The 16,899-nt window shown below is 62.3% G+C and carries 15 protein-coding genes and 1 pseudogene; 10 read left to right on the top strand and 6 right to left on the bottom strand.

What is annotated here, in order from left to right; all coding sequences use genetic code 11:
• Positions 1-5: 5 nt before the first annotated feature.
• The 8 genes and pseudogenes from JI748_RS09530 to JI748_RS09565 all read left to right on the top strand — a co-directional run.
• Positions 6-1,046 (top strand): annotated as a pseudogene (locus JI748_RS09530) (NAD-dependent epimerase/dehydratase family protein); the annotation flags it as partial.
• Positions 1,043-2,167 carry a glycosyltransferase family 4 protein gene (locus tag JI748_RS09535; RefSeq protein ID WP_233280481.1) on the top strand — a complete coding sequence of 375 codons (1,125 nt, stop codon included), beginning with the start codon at positions 1,043-1,045 and terminating at the stop codon, positions 2,165-2,167. The pseudogene JI748_RS09530 and the gene JI748_RS09535, both read left to right, overlap by 4 nt.
• Positions 2,168-2,169: 2 nt before the next feature.
• Positions 2,170-3,300, top strand: a complete 1,131-nt coding sequence (locus tag JI748_RS09540) for a CgeB family protein (protein ID WP_201629887.1) — start codon at positions 2,170-2,172, stop codon at positions 3,298-3,300.
• Positions 3,297-4,388: a CgeB family protein gene (locus tag JI748_RS09545; protein WP_201629891.1), complete on the top strand. Its 1,092-nt coding sequence runs from the start codon at positions 3,297-3,299 to the stop codon at positions 4,386-4,388. The genes JI748_RS09540 and JI748_RS09545 overlap by 4 nt, the downstream gene beginning before the upstream one ends.
• Entirely contained in the window at positions 4,385-5,473 is a 1,089-nt protein-coding gene (locus tag JI748_RS09550) for a CgeB family protein (RefSeq protein WP_201629892.1), read from the top strand. Before JI748_RS09545 ends, JI748_RS09550 begins: the two co-directional genes overlap by 4 nt.
• An 11-nt stretch (positions 5,474-5,484) precedes the next feature.
• Positions 5,485-6,498 (top strand): UDP-glucuronic acid decarboxylase family protein, encoded by a 1,014-nt coding sequence (locus JI748_RS09555; RefSeq protein WP_201629893.1) that lies wholly within the window; start codon positions 5,485-5,487, stop codon positions 6,496-6,498.
• A gap of 82 nt (positions 6,499-6,580) precedes the next feature.
• Positions 6,581-6,811: a hypothetical protein gene (locus tag JI748_RS09560; protein WP_201629894.1), complete on the top strand. Its 231-nt coding sequence runs from the start codon at positions 6,581-6,583 to the stop codon at positions 6,809-6,811.
• A 69-nt stretch (positions 6,812-6,880) separates the two neighbouring features.
• The gene (locus JI748_RS09565) at positions 6,881-7,141 is read left to right on the top strand and encodes a hypothetical protein (RefSeq protein WP_201629895.1); all 261 of its coding nucleotides are present in this window, start codon (positions 6,881-6,883) and stop codon (positions 7,139-7,141) included.
• Positions 7,142-7,148: 7 nt separating this feature from the next.
• On the opposite strand, the gene JI748_RS09570 is transcribed toward JI748_RS09565, so the two are convergent.
• Positions 7,149-8,501 carry an HD-GYP domain-containing protein gene (locus tag JI748_RS09570; RefSeq protein WP_201629903.1) on the bottom strand — a complete coding sequence of 451 codons (1,353 nt, stop codon included), beginning with the start codon at positions 8,499-8,501 and terminating at the stop codon, positions 7,149-7,151.
• Positions 8,502-8,600: 99 nt separating this feature from the next.
• Between JI748_RS09570 and JI748_RS09575 the strand changes: the two genes are divergently transcribed.
• Positions 8,601-8,951 carry an ArsR/SmtB family transcription factor gene (locus JI748_RS09575; protein ID WP_201629905.1) on the top strand — a complete coding sequence of 117 codons (351 nt, stop codon included), beginning with the start codon at positions 8,601-8,603 and terminating at the stop codon, positions 8,949-8,951.
• Positions 8,944-9,423, top strand: coding sequence for an SRPBCC domain-containing protein (locus tag JI748_RS09580; RefSeq protein WP_201629907.1), 480 nt, complete (start codon positions 8,944-8,946; stop codon positions 9,421-9,423). The genes JI748_RS09575 and JI748_RS09580 overlap by 8 nt, the downstream gene beginning before the upstream one ends.
• A 54-nt stretch (positions 9,424-9,477) precedes the next feature.
• Here JI748_RS09580 and JI748_RS09585 read toward each other — a convergent pair whose 3' ends face one another.
• From JI748_RS09585 to JI748_RS09605, 5 genes are all read right to left on the bottom strand, one after another.
• The gene (locus JI748_RS09585) at positions 9,478-11,529 is read right to left on the bottom strand and encodes a hybrid sensor histidine kinase/response regulator (RefSeq protein WP_201629910.1); all 2,052 of its coding nucleotides are present in this window, start codon (positions 11,527-11,529) and stop codon (positions 9,478-9,480) included.
• Positions 11,526-13,034: an ATPase domain-containing protein gene (locus JI748_RS09590; RefSeq protein WP_201629911.1), complete on the bottom strand. Its 1,509-nt coding sequence runs from the start codon at positions 13,032-13,034 to the stop codon at positions 11,526-11,528. Before JI748_RS09590 ends, JI748_RS09585 begins: the two co-directional genes overlap by 4 nt.
• 93 nt (positions 13,035-13,127) lie before the next feature.
• Positions 13,128-15,356 carry a xanthine dehydrogenase family protein molybdopterin-binding subunit gene (locus JI748_RS09595; RefSeq protein ID WP_201629912.1) on the bottom strand — a complete coding sequence of 743 codons (2,229 nt, stop codon included), beginning with the start codon at positions 15,354-15,356 and terminating at the stop codon, positions 13,128-13,130.
• A complete protein-coding gene (locus tag JI748_RS09600) occupies positions 15,356-16,372 on the bottom strand; it encodes an FAD binding domain-containing protein (protein ID WP_201629913.1) in 1,017 nt (338 codons plus the stop codon). The genes JI748_RS09595 and JI748_RS09600 overlap by 1 nt, the downstream gene beginning before the upstream one ends.
• Positions 16,369-16,878, bottom strand: coding sequence for a (2Fe-2S)-binding protein (locus JI748_RS09605; protein WP_201629914.1), 510 nt, complete (start codon positions 16,876-16,878; stop codon positions 16,369-16,371). Before JI748_RS09605 ends, JI748_RS09600 begins: the two co-directional genes overlap by 4 nt.
• Between the last annotated feature and the right edge of the window lie 21 nt (positions 16,879-16,899).

The following is a 16,899-nucleotide window of genomic DNA, read 5'->3' on the forward strand; positions in this document are numbered from 1 at the left end:
CAACTGTTATTACCGGCGGGGCCGGTTTTATCGGAAGCAACCTCGCCGATGCGCTGCTCAGCGATGGCGAGAGCGTCACTATCCTCGACAATCTCAGCCGTAATGGCGTCAGCCAGAACCTAGATTGGCTCAAGGGCCAGTATGGCGACCAGTTGCAGGTGGTGGTGGCCGATATCCGTGATCCGGCTGCGATCGAGCCGGTGCTGGCTAAGGCCGACGCCGTATTCCATTTTGCGGCGCAAACGGCGGTGACGACGAGCCTTGTCGATCCGATCGATGATTTCGACGTCAATGCGCGCGGCACGATCAATGTGCTCGAGGCAGTACGTAAGGCCGGCCGCAAGGCACCGGTGATCTTTTCGAGCACCAACAAGGTCTATGGCGGCCTTGACGATCTGCGGCTCTATGAGTTGCACGGGCAGCATGTGCCAGCCGACGAGCTGATCCGCGCGCGCGGCATCAACGAGGACCGGCGGCTGGACTTTTGTACGCCCTATGGTTGCTCGAAGGGCGTCGCGGACCAGTATGTGCTCGACTACCAGCGCTCCTATGACATCCCGACGGCCGTGCTGCGCATGAGCTGCATCTATGGGCCACGCCAGTTCGGCACCGAGGACCAGGGCTGGGTCGCGCATTTCCTGATCCGGGCGCTGCGCGGCGAAGGCGTCACCATCTACGGCGACGGCAAGCAGGTGCGCGATGTGCTGCATGTGAGCGATGCCGTAGCGGCCTACAAGGCGACGCTGGCGAACATCTCTAAAGTGCGCGGACGGGCGTTCAATCTGGGTGGCGGGCCGAAGAATGCGGTCAGTCTCAATATGGTTCTGGCCGAAATCGGCAAGCTGGTCGGGCGCAAGGTCGAGGTCTCGCATGAGACCTGGCGCGAGGGCGACCAGCTCTATTTCGTTGCCGAAACCAGCCGGCTCAAGGCCGAACTCGGTTGGCGGGCGCGGGTCAACTGGCACGATGGACTGCAGGATCTTGCCGATTGGCTCTTGGCACGCGAACAGACGATCGGGGATCGGGCACGGCAGGTCCAGGCATGATCGCTGCCGCCTCGGCTGCGTCACAGGCCGGACTTCCGACCAAGCATATCCTGATGAGCGTGGATGCGGTGGGCGGTGTATGGCGATATGCCATGGACCTGGCCGCAGGCCTCGCGCGCGTGGGCCATCGCTTCACCTTCGTCGGCTTCGGGCCCGAACCCTCTGCCGCGCAGCGCGACGAGGCAGAGCAGATCGGTCCGTTGCTGTGGCGAGATGCGCCGCTCGACTGGATCACCGACGACGAGGCGCAACTCGATCGTATTCCGGAGCTGTTGCGCGACATCGTCGGGAGCGATGGCATCGACCTTGTGCACCTCAACTTGCCGTCACAGGCTGCGGGGTTGATGCTCGATGTTCCTGTGCTGGTGGTGTCGCATTCCTGCGTGGTGACCTGGTTTGCCGGGGTGCGGGGCACGCCGGTGCCGCCGGACTGGGATTGGCAGTTCCGGCGCAACCGCGATGGCATGATGGCGGCGGATGCGGTGATCGCGCCAAGCCAGTCGCATGCGCAGATGTTGCGGCAGAGCTATGGCGAGATCGACGGGCTTGAGGTGGTGCTGAATGGCTCGGACCTCGAGGTCGAGCCGGTCGGCAAGGAGCATGTGGTTTTTGCCGCCGGGCGCTGGTGGGACGATGGCAAGAACGGCGCTTTGCTGGATGCTGCCGCCGCTGAAACGCACTGGCCGGTGGTGATGGCCGGAACGCAGAGCGGACCAAACGGCCAGTACCTGGCGCTCCACAATGTCGAGGCGCTCGGACACGTGCCCTATAGTGAGATCGCCGGCCGTGTTGCACGGGCAGCTGTCGTGGCATCGCCGTCGCGCTATGAGCCGTTCGGGCTTGCGCCACTGGAGGCGGCCCGGGCCGAAGCGGCGCTGGTGCTGGCCGATATTCCGACCTATCGCGAACTTTGGGACGATGCGGCGTTGTTTGCGGCACCTGATGATGCTCGTGGCTTCGCGGCGGAGATCAACCGGCTTGCGGATGATGATGATTTGCGGGCCGATTACGCGGCACGGGCGAAGGCGCGGTCAGGGCGCTACACGATCGGCGCCCAGGTTGCGGCGATGAACGAGGTTTATGGTAGGCTCCTGCGGCCTTCTGAGGCACGGGGGGCCTGATTTTGAAGTTTGTTTTCTACACTCATTCGCTGGTTTCGGACTGGAACCACGGCAATGCGCATTTCTTGCGCGGGGTCATGCGCGACCTGGTGAGGCGGGGGCATTCGGCGCTGGCGCTGGAACCGGTGGATGCCTGGAGCCGCATGAACCTCTTGGAGACACAGGGACAGGCCGCAATCGACCGCTTCGCGACGGATTTTCCGGAGCTTGAGTCGCGGCAGTATGGGTCCGATTTCGACCATGAGTCTGCACTGGTCGATTCCGACGTGGTTGTGGTGCACGAATGGACCGAACCGGCGCTGGTGGAGCAAATCGGCCGCATAAGGGCTGGTGGGGCGAATTTCACCCTCTTGTTCCATGACACCCACCACCGGGCGGTTTCTGCCGAGGACGACATCGCCGGGCTGCAGCTGCGTGACTATGACGGCGTGCTGGCCTTCGGCGAAACTCTGCGGCAGCGCTATCTCGATGCCGGCTGGGGACGCCAAGTCTTTACCTGGCATGAGGCCGCGGACGATGCCCTGTTTCACCCCATGCCCGAGATCGAGCGCAGGGAGGACCTGATCTGGATCGGTAATTGGGGTGATAACGAGCGCACGGCCGAGATCAGCGAATTCCTGATCGAGCCGGCGGCGGCGCTCCAGCTATCGGGGACAATCCGGGGCGTGCGTTATCCCGAGGAAGCAATTGCGGCGGTGAAGCGCGCCGGGCTCCATTATGGCGGCTGGATCGCCAATGCCGATGCGCCAAAAGCTTTTGCCGCGCATAAGGTGACGATGCACATTCCGCGGCGGCCCTATGTGCAGTCGCTGCCGGGCATTCCCACCATTCGTGTCTTTGAAGCGCTGGCCTGCGGCATTCCGCTCTTGTCGGCGCCTTGGGAGGATGCCGAAAACCTGTTCCGGCCGGGCAAGGACTTCCTGTTTGCGCAGAACGGGACGGAGATGCAGCGCCTGTTACGCGAGGTGATCGAGGACCCGGATCTCGGCCGTGACATCGCTGCAAGCGGCCTCGAAACGATCCTTGCGCGCCATACCTGCCGGCACCGCGTGGACGAGTTGCTGGGAATTCTGGGTCAGGTGGGCACCGCCCGCGTCACACAACACCTCGACGATCTGGAGACTACGCCATGAAGATCGCCTTTTATGGATCAAGCCTGCTTTCCGCCTATTGGAACGGCGCGGCCACCTATTATCGCGGCATGCTGCGGGCGCTGAGCGCCAAGGGCTATGACATCACCTTCTACGAGCCCGATGTTTACGACCGGCAGAAGAACCGCGACATCGATCCGCCCGATTGGTGCAAGGTCGTGGTCTATGAGGGCACGGTCGAGGCACTGAAGCAGGTGGCGGCGGAAGCGCGCCACGCCGATATCGTCATCAAGGCGAGCGGGGTCGGCTTCGAGGACGACCTGCTGCTGGAGCAGGTGCTTGCCCATGCTGCGCCGCACGCCCTGCGCATTTTCTGGGACGTGGATGCGCCGGCAACCCTTGCCGAGTTGCGCGCTAATCCGGAGCATCCCCTCCGCAAGGCGCTGGAGACGATCGATCTGGTCCTCACCTATGGTGGTGGCGAGCCGGTGGTCGCCGCCTATCGGGCGATGGGCGCGCATGACTGCATCCCGATCTACAATGCGCTCGATCCGGTCACGCATTTTCCAGTCCAGCCTAATCCCAGGTTCGCAGGGGATCTCGGGTTTTTGGGCAATCGTTTGCCGGATCGCGAAGCGCGGGTGGAAGAGTTCTTCCTGGTGCCTGCCATCCGCACTCCCAAGCAGCGGTTCCTCCTGGGTGGCTCAGGCTGGGGCGACAAGGTGATGGCGACCAATGTGAGCTATCTCGGCCATGTCGGAACCGCCGACCACAATGCCTTCAACAATACTCCCAAGGCGGTGCTCAACATTTCGCGGGAAAGCATGGCGGAGATCGGGTTTTCACCGGCGACACGCGTGTTCGAAGCAGCCGGCGCCGGGGCATGCCTTATCACCGACTTTTGGGAAGGCATTCCGCAGTTTTTTACGCCAGACCAAGAAATTTTGGTCGCGCGGGACGGCAGAGATGTCAGCCAGATCATGGCCGAACTGACCCCGGAGCGGGCCAAGCAGATTGGTACGGCGGCGCTGGAGCGGGTGCTGCGGGAGCATACATATGCGCATCGCGCCGAGGATGCCGACCGGGTGTTCCGCTCGGCGCAGCGCAGGCAGGTGGAGGCGGCTGAATGAGTGCGCCCTACGACATCGTCTTTGTCGGGCTTTCGCTCTCGTCATCGTGGGGGAATGGGCACGCAACGACGTTTCGGGCGCTGATCCGCGGCTTGCACACGCATGGGCAGCGGGTGCTGTTTCTGGAACGCGATGTGCCCTGGTACGCCAATAACCGCGACCTGCCGCATCCGGACTTCTGCACGCTCGCCTATTACAATAGTGTCGATGAGCTGATCGAGAAGTTCGGTTCGCAGCTTACGAGTGCCGGTGCGGTGATCGTCGGTTCCTATGTGCCTGATGGGGTTGATGTCATCGATGCGCTGGAGCGGCTGAAGCTCAACAGCTGGCATTTTTATGACATCGACACGCCGGTAACGCTGGCGAAGCTGATGCGCGGTGATGAGGAATATCTCGCCAAGCGGCAGATCCCGCTGTTTGACAGCTATTTTTCGTTTTCGGGCGGGCCGACGCTGGAGCGGCTGCAGGGGGAGTTCGGCGCCAAGCGGGCGCTGCCGCTTTATTGCTCCGTCGATGCGGACCGCTATGGGCCGACGGGCGAGGCGCCGGAATGGGACCTGGGGTATCTCGGGACCTATAGCGTCGATCGGCAGCCAATCCTGGAACGGTTGTTGCTTGAGCCGGCGCGGCTTCTGCCGCAGATGCGGTTCGTGGTGGCGGGGTCGCAGTTTCCAGGCGATATCGAATGGCCGGAGAATGTCGAGCGGATCGAGCATCTGCCGCCAGCCGAGCACCGCTCGTTCTACAATCGGCAGCGGTTTACGCTCAATGTCACGCGGGCCGACATGGTGGCGGCCGGGTGGTCGCCCAGCGTCCGGCTGTTCGAGGCGGGTGCCTGCGGCACGCCGCTCATCAGCGATATTTGGACGGGACTAGACCAGATGTTCCCGGCGGACTCGATCGTTCTGGCCCGGACATCGGACGACGTGGTTCGCACGCTGGAGCAAACCACGGCATCCGAGCGCAACGCCATGGCGGCTTCGGCACGGCGCTATGTGCTGGCGGAGCATACTGGGACAGCGCGTGCGGGTGAGCTTTTGTCCATGCTCGGTCATGAACGATCGACCATCCGCCCCTCGGCCTGAAAGGCGAACGCATGAGTGCAGAACGAAAGACGGTCTTGGTGGCGGGTGGCGCCGGCTTTGTGGGCTCGCATCTTTGCGATGCACTGCTGGCGGACGGGCACCGGGTCATCTGCGTCGACAATTTCCAGACCGGTTCGGCGCGCAATGTCGAGGCATTAGAAAACCATCCGGCGTTCAGCCTGATCGAGGCGGATATCTGTGAGGTCTTCGCGGTCGAGGGGAAGATCGATCAGGTCTACAACCTCGCCTGCCCGGCTTCGCCGCCGCAATATCAGGCGGATCCGATCCACACGATGATGACCAGCGTCGTGGGCACGGCTAATCTGCTCAAGCTTGCCGAGCAGCATGGCGCGAGTTTCCTCCAGGCGTCGACCAGCGAGGTCTATGGCGATCCCGAGCAGCATCCGCAGCAGGAGGATTACTGGGGCAACGTCAATTGCACAGGTCCGCGTGCCTGCTATGACGAGGGCAAACGGGCGGCGGAGACGCTGTGCTTCGATATGCTGCGCATGGGCCGCGTCGATGCGCGGGTGGTGCGGATTTTCAATACGTACGGTCCGCGCATGAGCCCGGATGACGGACGCATTGTTTCCAACCTGATCGTCCAGGCGCTGCGTGGGGACGACCTCACGATCTATGGCACAGGCGAGCAGACGCGTTCCTTCTGCTATGTCAGCGATCTTGTGGCGGGGCTCGTGGCGCTGATGAATGTTGCGCCCAATCCGGGCAAGCCGGTCAATGTCGGCAATCCGGGCGAGTTCACCATAGCCGAGCTTGCCGACCTGGTTCTGGAAATGACGGAGAGCCGTTCGAAGCTCATCCATCTCCCCCTGCCCGTGGACGATCCGCAGCGTCGCCGCCCGGATATCAGCCGGGCCAAGGAGGTGCTGGGCTGGGAGCCGCGCGTGCCGCTTTCCGAGGGCTTGGCAATGACTATCCCCTGGTTTGCCGGTCAGTTGCGAAGCAATCCGGCGGTAAAAGGCAGGTCGCAGCACGCTTCGGCGGTGGTCGCGGCGCCGGCATAATTCTTTGGCATTCGTTAACGCCGGTTAATTGACGTTAAAGCTTTCCGCTTCCATGCTGTGTGCGCGGCGGAGGACTTCAACAATGGAACGAGTATCCCAAGTTCTGGACGTTACGATCGAGCAGGACGGACAACGTCATCACGCGAGTTATTACGTTGAGCGTGACGTTATTCATGCACAGATCGAGGGCAAGGTGATGGAGATGCCACTTGGCCGGAAACCCGCGGCCGAGACGGTCAAAGGTCTTCTATCCGGCTTCTGGATTCAGCGTACCCGTCAGCTTCGGCACGTGAGTGCCTGGGCCGGCAAGTAGCGAACGAACTGGGCGCCAGCGCATTATCCTGCGACAGGCACCACAGAGTGCCGCAACAGGAGCGCACATATGGCCAAAGTCACCTACGAGATCGTCGAGCATGATGGCGGCTTCGCCTACAAGGTCGGCGATGTGTTTTCTGAGACTTTTGCCAGCCATGACGAAGCGCACCAAGCGGCGGAAAGCGCGGCGCAGCGCCAGCAGCTGAGCGGCGAGGACGAGCAAATCCTTTACGAGGAAGCCGACGGCACCTGGAAGGAAGAATTTGCTTCTGGCGGCGACCGTCCAGATGCTGTGGTCGAGGATGAGCTGGAAGACGACACCAACTAGGGGCGGTTTAGGCTGCCAAGTGTTGCACCCGGTCTAGGCCTTGCACCAGGGCGTCGAAGCAGCGGCGATCAATGGCGGTGTCCAGGTCCTGCCGCATGATGTCGAGCGCCGCCGAAACGGACATCGCTTTGCGATATGGCCGGTCGGCGGTGAGGGCATCGAAGATATCGGCCGTCGTGACGATGCGGGTTTCGACGTTGATGGCGCCGGCATGGATGCCAAAAGGATAGCCTTTGCCATCCAGCCGCTCGTGGTGATTGCCCGCTATCGCTGCGGTGTCCTTGAGCGCCGCAATCTTTGAGAGAATGTTGCGGCCCATTTCCGGATGCCGCTTGATCTCGGCCCATTCATCGGGTTCGGGACGTCCAGCCTTGTCGAGAATGGAGTTTGAGACGCCGAGCTTGCCGATATCATGCAGGAGAGCTGCGCGCCGCAAGGTGCGCCGGCTGGGCGCGTCGTAGCCGAGCTGTTCGGCGATCAGGTCGGCAAAAAGCGCAACCCGGTCGCTATGACCTGCGGTGAACGGGCTCTTCGCGTCGACAACCTTTGCGAAACCTGCGGCGATGTCGTCTAGGTAAGACTCATCGATCTCTCGCACCAAGCTTTGCGGCTCAAGCCTTACGACACGTTCGGCCAGATCATTGCTGCGCATGGCGGCCCAGATGTGCTGCTGACCGGCAAGGCCTTCAAGGGCCTCGACCAGCTTGGGATCGAACCAGCGGCCTGACCGGGCCCGGGCTTCAGCGATAGCGGCCGTCGCACCACCGCGCATAAAGAAGACGTCCACCACTTGGCTCAGGAGCGCGATGCGGGAGAAAATCGAGATCTCCTCGCCCACGCGCCGCAGGGGCTGACCGGTGCCGTCCCAATGTTCATCAAGATCGAGGATGCCGTCGGCGACAGCGCCGGAAAACCGCATGGACCTAGCGATGTCGGCGCCGCGCTGGCAGCGGGTCTCGACCAGTTCGCGGGCAATTTCGCCGCCATTGCGCGCGATGTTGACCATGGCTTGCAGGCGCTCGATCATGCCTGAACTGCGTCCGGTATGAGCCACGAGGAACCGCATGACTTCGGGAAGGCGCGTATCCACGAACTTATAGGCGCTTTTGAAGCTCAGATCATCGGTGAGATAGAGCCGACAGATGCGGGCGGCGTTGGAACTGCAGCCAATGTCCTTGAGCAGAAGCGTGTAATAAAGGTCGGAAAGCTCCTCGGGCGAGAGGCCGATGCGTTCGCCCAGATGCATGCCGATCCAGCAGCAGCGCAGGCCATGGCCTACCGGCTGCCCCTCGGTGATATCGAGAGCCAGGCTCAGCGCGCCGACGACGTCCGACAGGTGAATGGCCTCGATAGCTTGCATATTCGTTCCGCTCCGCAAGCCAGCATAAGTAGAAGCCGCTAATATTTCCTTCGATCGCTTTTTGCTTGCCTCTCAGGTCACTGCACGATACTGAACTATATGGTTCAGTTTCTGCAAGTCCAGTTCAACACCTCGTTTGCCGCCCTGTCCGATGCCACAAGACGTGGTGTGCTCGAACAGCTAGGGCGTTCCGACGCTTCCGTCAGCGACCTTGCCGACAGGTTCGGCATGACGCTGACGGGCATGAAGAAGCATATCGGCGTGCTTGAACAGGCTGGACTGGTCACCACGGAAAAGGTCGGGCGGGTGCGCACATGCCGGCTCGGCAGCAGCCGCCTCGAACGGGAAGTGGAATGGATCGAGCGGTATCGCCAGCTGTGGGATGCCCGTTTCGACCGGCTGGACAAGGTTGTCGAAGAACTCAAACGCATGGAGCAGACGAATGAATGATCGACCAGTCGAGGAGCGCACATCGGTCAAGCGCGTGTCGGACACCGAGGTTGCCGTGACGCGCACCTTCGATGCTCCGGCCCGGATCGTGTTCAAGGCATGGAGCACTGCGGAGCTTTTCGCCAAGTGGTGGGTGCCCCAATCGCTTGGCGCGCAGTTGCGCTCCTGCCAGATGGATGTGCGCACCGGTGGCACCTACCGCCTTGAATTCGGCGCCGATGCCGAGAACAGCTTCGCCTTTTTCGGCACCTATACCGACGTTGTCCCATCCGAGCGGATGGTCTGGACCAATGAAGAGGGCGAAAACGGCGCGATCTCCACTGTGACTTTCGTGGAACGAGACGGCAAGACGCATGTGACCTTCAGCGAAACCTATCCCAGCAAGGAAGCGCTTGAGGCAAATCAGGGCGGGCTCGACGGAGCGGCAGAACAGTTCGCGCAACTGGACGAGTTGCTGAAGACGCTTTCCTGACGATTTCGGCAAACCGCGGTTGTGCTCAGCCGCGGTTCGCCCCCTCCCCTCGCATTACACCGAAGACCTGAGGGCCGCGTTGATGCCGTCCGTCAGCTGTTGTTGATTGAAGGGCTTTGCGAGACGGCCGACGCCGCTCAGATCGATATCCTCGGGAAATTCGGCATAGCCGCTGGCAAGGATGATCGGCAGCTCGGGCTTGATCAGGCGCACCTTCTGGATCAGCTCGGCACCAGACATGCGAGGCATGGAGAAGTCGGTGATCATCAGGTCGATGCTCTGGTCGGAGCCAATGATGTCAAGAGCGGCTTTGCCGGACATGGCTTCGATCACTGTATGGCCGAGATCTTCGATCATGCCCGCCGTGCTCATGGCGATCAGCGCATCGTCGTCCACAACAAGGATGCGCGCCGCGGCGGCGGCTGCCGGCATTTGGGGAACAACCGGTTCATCCAGGTTCATCGCGGGGTGATCCGCCTCGGCTATCGGTAGCAGGATGGTTGCCGTCGTGCCGGTACCAACTTTGCTTTCGAGGGTAAAGGCACCGCCCAGCTGCAGCACAAGACCGTGGATCATCGAGAGGCCAAGGCCTGTGCCCTTGCCGAGGCCCTTGGTGGAAAAGAACGGCTCGACAGCCCGCCGCAAGGTTTCCGCATCCATGCCGTTGCCGGTATCGGTGACCCGGAGCCGGGCATAGCCACCGGCAGGCAGATCGGCCTCGCCTGCCTCAAGCTCCACGCGCGCAATATCGATGGTGATGGCGCCGCCGTCCGGCATGGCATCACGCGCATTGACCACGAGGTTGAGGATGGCCAGCTCAAACTGGTTGCTGTCGACATCGACAAAGATCGAGGAGGGGACTGGCTCGATCATGATCTCGACATTTGCAGCGGCGGATTGCTGCATGAGGGGCGAGAGGCCCTGGATCAACTGTCCCAGATCGTGCCGGCTGACTGCCAAGTCCTGACGGCGGGCGAAGGCGAGCAGCCGCTGCGTCAATGTCGCGCCGCGCTTCGCGCCTTCGAGCGCGCCCTCGATCAGGCGGGTGGCACGCGCATCGTCGCCGACGTGGCGACGCAAGACCTCGAGATTGCCCAGCACCGCCATCAGCAGATTGTTGAAATCATGCGCGACGCCGCCGGTCAGCTGGCCGATGGACTCGACCTTTTGCGCCTGCAGCAGTTGAGCTTCGGCCTTTTCGCGCTGCTCGACTTCCTTGATCGCGAGTTGATGGGCCTCCTGCAGCGCGGCCGTGCGTTCCGTGACGCGCCGCTCGAGGCTCTCGTTGACGGCCAATAGCTGCTGCTCGAGAGCCTTCCGATTGGTGATGTCGGAGGAGACGCCGACGATTCGATGGGGCCGGCCAGAAGTATCCAGCAGGCGGCGACCATGGATCTCGGCCCAGTGATGGGTGCCATCAGGCCAGATGGTGCGATACTCGATGCGATAATCTTCCCCCTGCTCCACAGTCCGCTGGACGGCCGCTTGCATGCGGCCGGTGTCATCGGGATGAATGCTGGAGATCAGATCGTGGTACTCGAACGGGTCATCGGGGCTACGGCCAAACGTGGCCTTGCAGGTGGGCGATGCATCAAGCTGCATCCGTTCAAGATCGAGCTCCCAGGTGCCCAGATTGCCAGCGAGCAGGGCAGTCTTCAGGCGTTCCTGGCTTTCGGCCAGCTCGTTCATGCGTGATCGTGCATCGTATTGCCGGCGGCGCGCGGCATTGGCTGCGCCGGTGATGCTGGCAAAAGTTGTCGGCCTGAACGGGCGTTCGAGGAAGGTGACGTTGCCCAGCACTTCCAGCAGGCGGGCGGCGAGCGGATTGCGCTCGGGACCCATGCCGGCATGGGTCAAGACGACGATCGGCAAGTCCGACCAGGCCGGCTGGCTCTTGAGCCATGTCGAGAAGGGACGAAGATCGGTGGTCGCCAACTCTTCTTCGGTGACCACGACCATGCTGATATCGTCGCCAAGGCGGGAGACGAGCGTGCCGAGATCGGGCACGGCCAGACAGTCGATACCGGCACCGGCCAGCAGCGACGTCGCAACGGACGCGTCTCGGCCGCGCGGGGCGAGGATAAGGGCGTGCGGCGACCGGGTCACAGCGTTAGGTTTGCTCCAGCACCGATCTGAGCCTCTTCGCCCACAAAGGTCGGCACGCCCCGCAGCACGCCTTGGAAAGCGGTGAGCGGCTGGCCAACGACGAGGCCCCCCTTGCCCATCCAGAATTCACGGATGGTTTCCTCATGGGCGCTGGTGCGCTTCTTGATGACCGAAACGGCGCGCCGCACCTTGCCCAAAGCTTCGAAGTAGCGGAGGACGATCACCGTGTCGGCGAGATAGGTCACGTCAACGGGGGATTTCATATCGCCTACCAGGCCATGCTGGGCAACTGTCAGGATCGTCGTTGCGCCCTGACGGTTGAGATACTGCAGGAGTTCATGGATGTGCAGAATTAGGGCGTTCTCTTGCGGCATGGCGGCCTGGTAGCCGTTGAGGCTGTCGATCATGACGATCTTTGCGCCAAGCCGATCGACGGCCAAACGAACCCGGTGGGAGAATTCTCCAGGCGAAAGCTCGGCAGCATCGACCGTTTCGATATGCAGCAGGCCCGAATCCATCATGGCACGAGCATTGATGCCCATTGCCGCCAACCGTTCCTCGAGGAGCCCAAGCTCTTCGTCGAAGATGAAGGCAACCGCCTTTTCGCCCCGCGCTACTGCGGCGTCGATATATTGGAAGCCGATCGTGCTCTTGCCGGTACCGGCCGGGCCGATGATCAGGGCGCTGGAGCCAGTTTCAAGGCCGCCGCCGAGGAGCGAGTCGAGTTCGCCCGAGCCGCTGGATAGGGGTGACCGGCTGAAGGTGGTTTTGTGCTCGGCCGAGATAAGGCGTGGAAAAACTTCGACACCGCCGGTGGCGATGGTGAAATCGTGAAAACCGCTGCGGAAATGCTGCGCACGATACTTGGCGACCTTGAGCCGCCGACGATCGCCGCCGTATTCAGGCGTGATCTGCTCAAGACGGAGGACGCCGTGAGCAACGCTATGCACTGTCTTGTCGCTCGCTTCCGACGTCAGGTCGTCCAATAGAATGACCGTAGCCCCGTTGCGGGCGAAATAGTGTTTGAGGGCTAGGATTTGCCGCCGGTAACGCAGCGAGCTCTGTGCCAGGAGGCGGATCTCGGAAAGGCTATCGAGCACGACCCGCTTGGGTTTGAGCCGTTCGACTTCGGCGAAGATGGCCTGCGTCGCTTCCACCAGTTCTAGGTCCGACGAATAGAGAAGCGTCTGTGCCTGTTCGGAGTTAAGCAGCGATTCAGGGGGTACCAGTTCGAATATCTTGATCAGTGGGCCAAGGTCCCAGCCATGGGACGCTGCGCCGTTGCGCAGCTCATTTTCGGTCTCGGAAAGGGTAATGTAAAGGCCCAACTCGCCGCGCTGCTCGCCCGCCAGGAGAAATTGCATGGCCACCGTGGTCTTGCCGGTGCCCGGCGTGCCCTCGAGCAAAAACAGGTGCCCTTCACTGAGGCCACCGGCGGTGATGTCATCTAGCCCGGCAATACCGAAATTGGCTTTGCCGGACGCGGGGGCGGAAGTGGCGGTCATGTGAGCTCGAAAAGAGGCAGAAAGGCACGGGGGCCTGGTGCTGCCGCAAGGCTATCTGACCGTTCGCGGGCCGTCCAGCGCAACACTCGTCGATCACCCGATGATCTTGTCGATGGTGAAAGGCAGATGCCGCAGCCGCTTACCCGTGGCATGGTAGATGGCGTTGCCGATTGCCGCCGCCACGCCGACGATGCCGATTTCGCCCAGACCCTTGACGCCGATCGGGTTGACCTTATCGTCGTGCTCATCGACGAAGATCACGTCGATGTCCTCGATATCAGCGTTGGCGGGCACGTGATACTCGGCAAGGTTGTGGTTCATGATCCGGCCGGTGCCGTGATCGAACAACCCTTCTTCATGCATTGCCATGCCGACGCCCATGACCACACCGCCTAGAATTTGGCTGCGCGCGGTCTTGGGATTAAGGATCTTGCCGGCGGCAATGGCGCTGACGATGCGCTTGACGCGGGCGACGCCCAATTGCTCATCGACCCGCACTTCCACGAAGACCGCCGAGTGCGTGTAGCTGATATATTTTTGCATCTGCAGCATGTCGGGGCCAGCCTTGCCGGTTTCCTCGACAGCGTCCCAACCGGCTGACTGCATGAGTTCGGCAACGGAGATGGTGGGGCCGGTGCCATCGATTTTTTTCACCATGCCTGCTTCGACGCAGAGGTCTGCCGAGGCGATGGGGAGGAAAGCCTCGTGGTGGCGATTGGCGCGATGTATCAGCTTGGTCTTGATGGCTTCGGCCGCCATGTGGACGGCACTGCCGACGGAAGCTGCCATCCAAGACCCGCCTTCGACCGGTGAGGTCGGAAGGTCCGAGGCGCCGATGCTGACTTTTACCCGGTCGATTGGAACGTCGAAGGCTTCAGCGGCGATTTGTGCCAGGATCGTATAGGTTCCAGTGCCGATGTCGGTTGCGGCTGTCAACACTTCGACCGAACCATCGGCAAGGAGGCGAACCTTGGCTTCGGCCTTGTTGACCTGGGCGTCCCAGAAGCCGGTGGCCATGCCATAGCCGACCAGTTCCTTGCCCTCGCGCATGGAGCGTGGCGCCGCCTGGCGGGCGGACCAGCCGAAGCGTTCGGCGCCTTCTGCATAGCATTCGCGCAGCGCCTTGCTGGTAAATTGCTTGTCCATGTTCTGGTCGCGATCGGCATAGTTGCGCAGGCGCAGCTCGAGCGGATCGATGCCGACGGCGTAGGCGAGCTCGTCCATGGCCGTTTCCAGCGCGAAGACGCCGGTGGTGGCGCCGGGTGCGCGCATGTCGCCGGGCGTGTCGGTATTGACCTGAGACAACGCGTAGGAAAACTCGGCATTGTCGCACTGGTAAGCGAGGCCCGACCAGTTGACGACGACCTCCTGGTAGTCCTCGAACATCGATGTCGCCTGCACGGCATGGTGTTTCAGCGCCAGGAGCTTGCCGGTGCTGTCCGCGCCCAGCGAGAGCTTTTGCAGCGTGATCGGGCGGTAGCTTAGGTAGAACATTTCCCGCCGCGACAGTTCAACCCGTACCGAGCGCTTGAGCTTGAGCGCTGCCATGACGGCGAGGAAAAGCTGGTGGCGCGGGCGAAGGCCGGAGCCGAAGGCGCCGCCGACATAGGCGTTCACGACCTTGACGTCCTTGAGGCCGAAAATGGCCGAGACGAACTGCTGGGCGTTCTGTGAGCCCTGCGTCTTGTCGTAGATGGTGAGCTTGTCACCCTCTTCGAAGATCACCGTGGACGCAAAAAGCTCCATGGGATTGTGGTGTTCGCTGGGCTGCTCATATTCGGCATCCACGCGGAAAGGCGCTTCGGCTAGGGCCCGATCAAGGTCGCCGCGCGGCTCGGGCGGTGGCGGCACGTTCTGGCGCTTCTTGGGCGGCACGTACTGGTCCGGCTCGGCGACGCGGAGATTGGTCTGATGTTTCTCCACCTCGTAAAGCACGTGGACAACTGCCGCAGCGTTGCGGGCGGCTTCAAAGCTTTCAGCGATCACAAGAGCGATGGGCTGTCCGTCGAAGAGGATGCGATCGGAATGGAGCGGGCGGAAGGGGTGGCCCGGAGGGGCCGTTTCGTCCTGCCAGTCGCGATCCCACCAGGAGACGCCTTGGCGATCGAGGTGGGTGAAGATTTCGACGACGCCGGGCATGGCTCGGGCTTCGCGCGTGTCGATGGCAACGATGCGGCCCGCGGCGATGGTGCTGATCACGACAAAGCCGTGCAGAAGCTCGTCAGCCTGGTATTCGGCGGCATATTTGGCGGCGCCGGTGACCTTGAGCTTGCCGTCGACGCGGCTGCGGGGTTGGCCGATGTGAGAAAGCGAGGGGGCCATCAGAACACCACCTTTACTGCTTGATTCTGCGGGGTGCCAGCATGGGCCTGCTCCAGCGCACGGACGATGGCACGGGGGGCCAGATCGAGCTTGAAGTCGTTGTGGCCATGGCCGGTCGCGCCTTCCATCAAGGCTTGGGCAAAGGCTTCAAAGGTCGGCCGGTTGGCGGGGCGGCCAATGAACTCAGCTTCGACATCCTTGCGGCGCCATGGCTTGTGGGCGACACCGCCGAGAGCGACGCGCAGTTCGGCGATTGTTTCGCCCTCGAGGCGGATCGCGGCCGCGACGGACACCAGCGCGAAAGCATAGGACTGGCGGTCGCGGAGCTTGAGATAGGTGTGGTGAGAGCCAAAGCCATTGGCTGGCACGGAGATGGCGGTGACGATCTCGCCACGTTCCATGGTATTGTCCAAGTCCGGCCGGTCACCGGGGAGGCGGTGGAAGTCGTCAAAGGGGATCTGCCGTTCTCCGGCCGGACCTTCGACCGTCACGACGGCATCGAGCGCGGCGAGAGCCACCGCCATGTCGGAAGGGTGCACCGCGATGCAATTGGCGCTTTCGCCCAAGATGGCATGGATGCGATTGACGCCGTGAAGCGCCCCGCAGCCGGAGCCCGGGCGGCGTTTGTTGCACGGGGTTGATGGATCATAAAAGTAATAGCAGCGGGTGCGCTGAAGAATGTTGCCGCCGTTGGTTGCGGCATTGCGCAGCTGCGGCGAGGCAGCAGCGAGCATGGCGCTGGAAAGAAGCGGCCAGCCGGATTGCACCTCGGGGTGGTAGGCAGTGTCGGCATTGGTGGCCAAGGCGCCAAGCTGGAGGGTGCCCTCCCCGTCCACACGGATATCGCGCAGGTCGAGACCGTTGATGTCGATGACCGTGCCCGGGCGGGTCACGTCGTATTTCATCAGGTCGACGAGATTTGTGCCGCCCGCGATGATCTGCGCAGAAGGATCGGCCACAAGCGAGGCTGCAGCTTGGGCAACGGTTTGCGGGCGCGAATAGCTGAAACGCATCATGGCGTGGGCGCCTTCTGGTTCTCGCCGAGGACGCTCTGGACGGCATCGACGATGTTGGTATAGGCGCCGCAGCGGCAGATATTGCCGCTCATGAGCTCACGAATTTCGTGACGCGAATGGGCGTGCCCTTCGTTGACGAGCCCCACCGCCGAGCAGATTTGTCCGGGCGTGCAATAGCCGCACTGGAAGGCGTCGTGCTCGATGAAGGCTTCCTGCATCGGGTGGAGGTCGTCGCCGGTTGCCAGACCCTCAATCGTCGTGATCTCGGCACCGTCCTTCAACACGGCGAGTGTCAGACACGAATTGATGCGCTTGCCGTCGATCAGCACCGTGCAGGCACCGCACTGGCCATGATCGCAGCCCTTCTTGGTTCCGGTCTTGCCCAAGGGGCCGCGCAGCAGATCAAGCAGGGTGGTCCATGGATCGATCGTAACGGAGCGTTGCGCTCCATCGATGGTCAGTGAAATGGTGTGCGTGCCCGCTCTGGGGGCTGCGGCTTCGGGCATAGCGGAATGTCCTTGCGTGGC

Source organism: Devosia rhizoryzae, assembly GCF_016698665.1.
Classification (GTDB): Bacteria; Pseudomonadota; Alphaproteobacteria; order Rhizobiales; family Devosiaceae; genus Devosia; species Devosia rhizoryzae.

Bases quoted from the DNA above. Each gene is read 5' to 3' on its own strand.
- JI748_RS09535 (WP_233280481.1), top strand. From the start codon at position 1,043: ATGATCGCTGCCGCCTCGGCTGCGTCACAGGCCGGACTTCCGACCAAG.
- JI748_RS09545 (WP_201629891.1), top strand. From the start codon at position 3,297: ATGAAGATCGCCTTTTATGGATCAAGCCTGCTTTCCGCCTATTGGAAC.
- JI748_RS09550 (WP_201629892.1), top strand. From the start codon at position 4,385: ATGAGTGCGCCCTACGACATCGTCTTTGTCGGGCTTTCGCTCTCGTCA.
- JI748_RS09555 (WP_201629893.1), top strand. From the start codon at position 5,485: ATGAGTGCAGAACGAAAGACGGTCTTGGTGGCGGGTGGCGCCGGCTTT.
- JI748_RS09560 (WP_201629894.1), top strand. From the start codon at position 6,581: ATGGAACGAGTATCCCAAGTTCTGGACGTTACGATCGAGCAGGACGGA.
- JI748_RS09565 (WP_201629895.1), top strand. From the start codon at position 6,881: ATGGCCAAAGTCACCTACGAGATCGTCGAGCATGATGGCGGCTTCGCC.
- JI748_RS09570 (WP_201629903.1), bottom strand. From the start codon at position 8,501: ATGCAAGCTATCGAGGCCATTCACCTGTCGGACGTCGTCGGCGCGCTG.
- JI748_RS09575 (WP_201629905.1), top strand. From the start codon at position 8,601: ATGGTTCAGTTTCTGCAAGTCCAGTTCAACACCTCGTTTGCCGCCCTG.
- JI748_RS09580 (WP_201629907.1), top strand. From the start codon at position 8,944: ATGAATGATCGACCAGTCGAGGAGCGCACATCGGTCAAGCGCGTGTCG.
- JI748_RS09590 (WP_201629911.1), bottom strand. From the start codon at position 13,034: ATGACCGCCACTTCCGCCCCCGCGTCCGGCAAAGCCAATTTCGGTATT.
- JI748_RS09595 (WP_201629912.1), bottom strand. From the start codon at position 15,356: ATGGCCCCCTCGCTTTCTCACATCGGCCAACCCCGCAGCCGCGTCGAC.
- JI748_RS09600 (WP_201629913.1), bottom strand. From the start codon at position 16,372: ATGATGCGTTTCAGCTATTCGCGCCCGCAAACCGTTGCCCAAGCTGCA.
- JI748_RS09605 (WP_201629914.1), bottom strand. From the start codon at position 16,878: ATGCCCGAAGCCGCAGCCCCCAGAGCGGGCACGCACACCATTTCACTG.